This is a genomic window from Methylacidimicrobium tartarophylax (genome assembly GCF_902143375.2).
Classification (GTDB): domain Bacteria; phylum Verrucomicrobiota; class Verrucomicrobiia; order Methylacidiphilales; family Methylacidiphilaceae; genus Methylacidimicrobium; species Methylacidimicrobium tartarophylax.
The window spans coordinates 1-5,073 of record NZ_CABFVA020000097.1; the positions used below are offsets into that span (position 1 = coordinate 1).

4 protein-coding genes are annotated in these 5,073 nt (G+C 62.2%); all 4 read left to right on the forward strand.

What is annotated here, in order from left to right; all coding sequences use genetic code 11:
• Positions 1–370 precede the first annotated feature (370 nt).
• The 4 genes from MAMT_RS08695 (at position 371) to MAMT_RS08710 (ending at position 4,998) form a co-directional block, all read left to right on the forward strand.
• Positions 371–1,315, forward strand: coding sequence for an AAA family ATPase (locus tag MAMT_RS08695; RefSeq protein WP_142660604.1), 945 nt, complete (start codon positions 371–373; stop codon positions 1,313–1,315).
• A gap of 276 nt (positions 1,316–1,591) precedes the next feature.
• A complete protein-coding gene (tkt, locus tag MAMT_RS08700) occupies positions 1,592–3,649 on the forward strand; it encodes a transketolase (protein ID WP_281289111.1) in 2,058 nt (685 codons plus the stop codon).
• Between the two features lie 30 nt (positions 3,650–3,679).
• Positions 3,680–4,297 (forward strand): histidine phosphatase family protein, encoded by a 618-nt coding sequence (locus tag MAMT_RS08705; protein WP_246186612.1) that lies wholly within the window; start codon positions 3,680–3,682, stop codon positions 4,295–4,297.
• Positions 4,294–4,998: an HAD hydrolase-like protein gene (locus tag MAMT_RS08710; protein WP_142660606.1), complete on the forward strand. Its 705-nt coding sequence runs from the start codon at positions 4,294–4,296 to the stop codon at positions 4,996–4,998. The genes MAMT_RS08705 and MAMT_RS08710 overlap by 4 nt, the downstream gene beginning before the upstream one ends.
• Positions 4,999–5,073: the final 75 nt, after the last annotated feature.

A 5,073-nucleotide genomic window follows, 5' to 3' on the forward strand; every position in this document is an offset into this window, starting at 1 on the left:
CGCATTCGCGAGCCCCGGGCGGTTCCCGGCCCAATCCATCCGAGCAGACCGACCCAAGACGCTTCCATCCGCTTGGGCGGACAACTCGATGGGAAATCATATGCGTTTGGGAGAAGCTGTCCAGCACATAAGCGGCTTTGCCCGCCCGGCCGATCGCAGCGGAAAGAGGAGCAGTTGAAGCAAGCCATCGAGATGGATTTGCAAAACTGATCTATCGCATAAGAAGAATCAAATAGGATTATGTCACGGGAAGCCTCATAAAGAGTGGAGGGAACGAGGCGGGTCGAAGTCTCGACGAAGGAGATCGGTCCATTTTGCAAGCCGCAAAAGAAGACTTGGGAGAGAGGCAGCTTATGGCCTTCAGGTACCGATGAAAGAAGAGGGGAAGGAATCTCAGGCGGCCGCCATGAGTGGCGAGCGGCTGGTCGATCTCGACGAGGCGCTCGCCGGCGCTGGAGTCGGAGAGGTTCTGGCCGAGCTCGATGGCGAGCTCATCGGATTGGCTCCGGTCAAGCGCCGGGTACGGGAGATCGCGGATTTTCTCCTCGTGGAACGGCTGCGAAGCTCCGTCGGGCTTCAGACTCAGGTTCCGACCCTCCACATGTCCTTCACGGGCTCCCCTGGGACCGGGAAGACGACCGTCGCCCTTCGGATGGGAAAAATTCTTCATCGTCTCGGCTATGTCCGGAAAGGACACCTTGTGGTTGCCGCCCGGGACGACCTCGTCGGTCAATATGTCGGTCATACCGCCCCGAAGACCAAGGAGGTCATCAAACGGGCCATGGGCGGGGTGCTCTTCATCGACGAGGCCTATTCCCTCTACCGTCCGGAAAGCGAGCGGGATTATGGGCTGGAGGCGGTATCGATCCTCCTGCAATCGATGGAGGACTACCGGAACGATCTCGTCGTGATCTTCGCGGGTTACCGAGACCGGATGGCGACCTTCTTCGCTTCCAATCCCGGCTTGCGCTCGCGGATCGCCCATCACATCGACTTCCCCGACTATACCTTTGAAGAGCTGGTATCGATCGGGGATCTCATGGTTCGGGCTCAGGGGTACTTTTTCGATCCGCCGGGACAGGAGGCTTTTCGGGAATACCTGGAACGGCGCCGCAAGCAGCCGCTTTTCGCCAATGCGCGCAGCGTCCGGAATGCCATCGATCGCATCAAGCTCCGGCAGGCCGCCCGCTTGATTTCCGCCGGCGGGAAGATTTCCGCCGAAGAGCTCATGCGGATCGACGCGTCGGATGTTCGCCAGAGCCGCGTCTTTACCGAGCAGGAGGGCGGGGAGAGCCAAGCAAGAGGAAAGTCTTGAGGCCAGCTCGTCGATGGACCGTGCGGAAAAGGGCACACTTCGGACGGTTCGGTCGCTTGACAGAGCCCGGACCGAGCCGCAATATCGCATCGACGGGGTGTCGGCATTAGAGCCGCTCGTTGGGAGTGGGTCCCTTATTCCCTTGCCACCCTTTGCCAGGAGCAGAGGAAGAGCCGGCAGAGCTTTCCTGCACGGTATCGGCCGGGGAAATCTTACGGGCTCACCCACGACGAAAACGCCCCACGAGGAGAACCTCCAAAAAAAGGGAAACCAAAGATGAGCAGTTCGACCCCCCCTACCGTTGCCCCCAGTTTATCCAATCCGCCCGCGGAAGAGGGGCTCGCGGCCCTGGCGGCCAATGTGGTTCGCGGCCTGGCAATGGATGGAGTGCAGAAGGCCAATTCCGGTCATCCCGGCCTGCCCATGGGAATGGCGGACGCTGCCGTCGTGCTCTGGACCCGCTTCTTGCGTTTTGATCCCGCGGACCCTCAGTGGCCGAACCGCGACCGGTTCGTCTTGTCGGCAGGACATGGATCGATGCTTCTCTACGGCTTGCTCCATCTTTGCGGGTTCGACCTTCCGCTCACGGAGCTGGAGCGTTTCCGCCAGTGGGGAAGCCGGACTCCCGGCCATCCGGAATATGGCCATACCGCAGGGGTGGAGACGACGACCGGGCCGCTGGGCCAAGGCATCGCCAACGCCGTCGGAATGGCCCTTGCCGAGCGGTGGCTGGCCCAACGATACAATCGCCCTGGGCACGAGGTGGTCAACCATCGGACCTTTGTCATCGCCAGCGACGGGGATATGGAGGAAGGGATCTCCCACGAGGCGGCGTCCTTGGCGGGCCATCTGCAGTTGGGCAAGCTGGTCGTCCTTTACGACGATAACCATATCAGCATCGACGGACCGACGGCGCTCTCCTTCAGCGAAGACGTGCTCGGCCGGTTTGCGGCGTACGGCTGGAATGTCCGAAGGATCAACGGGCTCGACCGCTCCGAGGTCGAATCCGCATTGACCTGGGCGACCTCCCAGGAAGAGCGGCCGACCATCATCGCCTGCCGGACCATCATTGGCTACGGAAGCCCCAACCGCGAGAACACCGCCAAAGCGCACGGGGAGCCGTTGGGGACGGAAGAGGTGAAGCTTGCGAAGGAGCGGCTCGGCCTCCCGGTCGATCAGACTTTTTACGTGCCCGAAGAGGTGAGAACCTTCTTCCACGCCGCCGCGAAGAAAGGGGCTGCGGAGCGGTCGCGCTGGCGGGAGATCTTCTCGGGCTATCGGAAGGAGTTTGCCGCGGAAGCCGAAGCCTTCGAAGCCGCGCTTCGGAGAGATCTTCCCGCGGGATGGGAGAAGGCGCTGCCAAGCTTCCCGGTGGAAAAGCCGCTTGCGACGCGGGCTGCTTCCGGAGCGGTGCTCAATGCGATCTTCGATAAGGTCGGCTACCTGCTCGGCGGCTCCGGCGATTTGACCCCCTCCAACAACACGCTGCCCAAAGGAGTGAAGGAGATTCATCCCGGAGACTTCTCCGGAGGATACATCCATTACGGCATTCGGGAGCACGGGATGGGCTCCCTCATGAACGGGATGGCCGTTCACGGCGGGATTCGTCCCTACGGCGGGACCTTCCTGATCTTCTCGGACTATATGCGTCCGCCCATTCGTTTGGCGGCCATGATGAAGGTGCCGGTCGTCTACGTCTTCACCCACGACAGCATCGGCTTGGGAGAGGATGGCCCGACGCACCAGCCGGTCGAACAGTTGACCGCCCTTCGCGCGATTCCCAATCTCGTGGTCTTCCGCCCGGCGGATGCGACCGAAACGGCGGAAGGCTGGCGGGTTGCTCTCGAGAGGAAAGATGGCCCGACCGCCTTGATTTTGACGCGGCAGGCTCTTCCCGTGCTCGATCGCGGCCATTTTGCTCCTGCCTCTGATGCCCGGCGCGGAGGATATGTGCTCGTCGGGGACGAGGAACCGGAGGTCATCTTGATTGCTACGGGTTCGGAAGTTTCGCTCGCGCTGGGAGCAAGGGAGATCCTTTCCGGCCGGAAGATCCGGTCCCGGGTAGTCTCCCTACCTTCGTGGGAACTCTTCAGCCAGCAGCCGGAAGCCTATCGGGAAGAGGTCCTCCCCGCCAAGGTCCGCGCCCGCGTTTCCGTCGAAGCCGGGGTCACGCTGGCTTGGCCGCGCTGGATCGGGCCGGATGGGGAAGCCGTCGGGGTCGATCATTTCGGAGCCTCGGCGCCGTATGCCACGATCTACAAGGAGTTCGGCCTGACGAAGGAAGCGGTTGCGGAAGCCGCCCAGCGAGCCTTGACGCGGACAGGACGAGCCTAAAGCTTGAGCGAAAAGGAAGAAAGCTTGGTGGTGGACGCAAACCGAACGACGGTTCGATCCTCCGCAGTGCCGCGCATCTTCGTCGCGCGGCATTGCAAGACCTCGTGGAATCTGGAGCGGAGGATTCAAGGACGAACCGATATTCCTCTTTGCGCGGAGGGAATCGCGGAGGCAAAAGCCAACTGCGAGCTTCTCCGGCCTCTCCCCATCGATCGGATTTTGTCGAGTCCGCTTGCCCGCGGCCGACAGACGGCGGAAATCTACGGTGAGGCGCTGGGAGTGCCGGTCGAGGCGTGGCCGGAGTGGGTCGAGGTGAACATGGGAGAGTGGGAAGGTCACACCCACGGAGAGTTATCGGCTCGGGAGCCCGCTGAGTATGACCACTGGCTGGCCGATCCGTCTGGGGTTCCGCTCTCCGCGATCGGTGGGGAAGACGTCTGGAGTGCGCGCAAACGGGTCGTCGGCGCGCTCTGCTCTCTGGCCGGCAGGCCGGAGCGCGGGATCCTCTTGATCCTCCACAAGTATATCCGCGCGATTCTGCAATGCGCGATTCTCGACCAGCCTTTCCGCCGTTTCTCGGAAGAAATCGTCGACTCGACGGCCCCCTCCGAGCTTCCTGCTCCCGCGGTCGAAAGACTCTGCCGATGACAACCGTGCGCTGGGACGGACTCATCTGGGACGTCGACGGGACCATCGCCTTAACCGAGAGGGAAGGGCACCTGCCCGCCTGCAACGCGGCGTTTGCGGCCATGGACCTGCCGATCCGCTGGAGCTGGGAGGAGTTCCAGGGACTCTTGGGGGTTCCGGGAAACGAGCTTCGCATGAAGCGAGCCCTGGAAGCGCTCGACCACCCTCCCGACCATCCCGAGGAGGTGGCCGGACAACTCGCGCGACTCAAGAAGAAGCTTTATTTGGAGAGATTTCTTTCCTGCACCAGCCTTCGGCCGGGGATTCGTGATCTGATCCGGGAGGCGAGGGAGCGGGGGCTGCGGCAGGCGATCGTGACGACGAGCGATGAGGAACAGATCCATGCTCTTCTTTCGCTCCACCTCCCCGAGGAAAAGGGATGGTTTTCCCCGGTTTTCGGAAAACGGGCGGGAAGGAAGACGGCTCCCGACTCTCCTCTCTATCGGCGCTGCTTGGCCGAATGGGGATGCGCCGGCAACCGCGTGCTGGCGATCGAAGACTCGGAGGTGGGATTGCGCGCGGCGTGCGAAGCGGGAATCCCCACCGTCGTCACCTACAACGATTACACCTCAGGGCATGATTTCCGCGGAGCAAGTTGGGTGACCAGCAGTCTCGCCCGTGTCTCCCTGGATCGCTTGGCGCAGGAAGTTCCGGAAGCTTAGCCTGCATGTCTCACAAGCGATCTCCTGCGGCTTGCGAAATGGGCCTGTCTGCTTCGTTGCGCCTTGGTTTTCCCT

Coding starts and splice junctions, on each gene's coding strand:
- MAMT_RS08695 (WP_142660604.1), top strand. CDS start 371: ATGAAAGAAGAGGGGAAGGAATCTCAGGCGGCCGCCATGAGTGGCGAG.
- tkt (WP_281289111.1), top strand. CDS start 1,592: ATGAGCAGTTCGACCCCCCCTACCGTTGCCCCCAGTTTATCCAATCCG.
- MAMT_RS08710 (WP_142660606.1), top strand. CDS start 4,294: ATGACAACCGTGCGCTGGGACGGACTCATCTGGGACGTCGACGGGACC.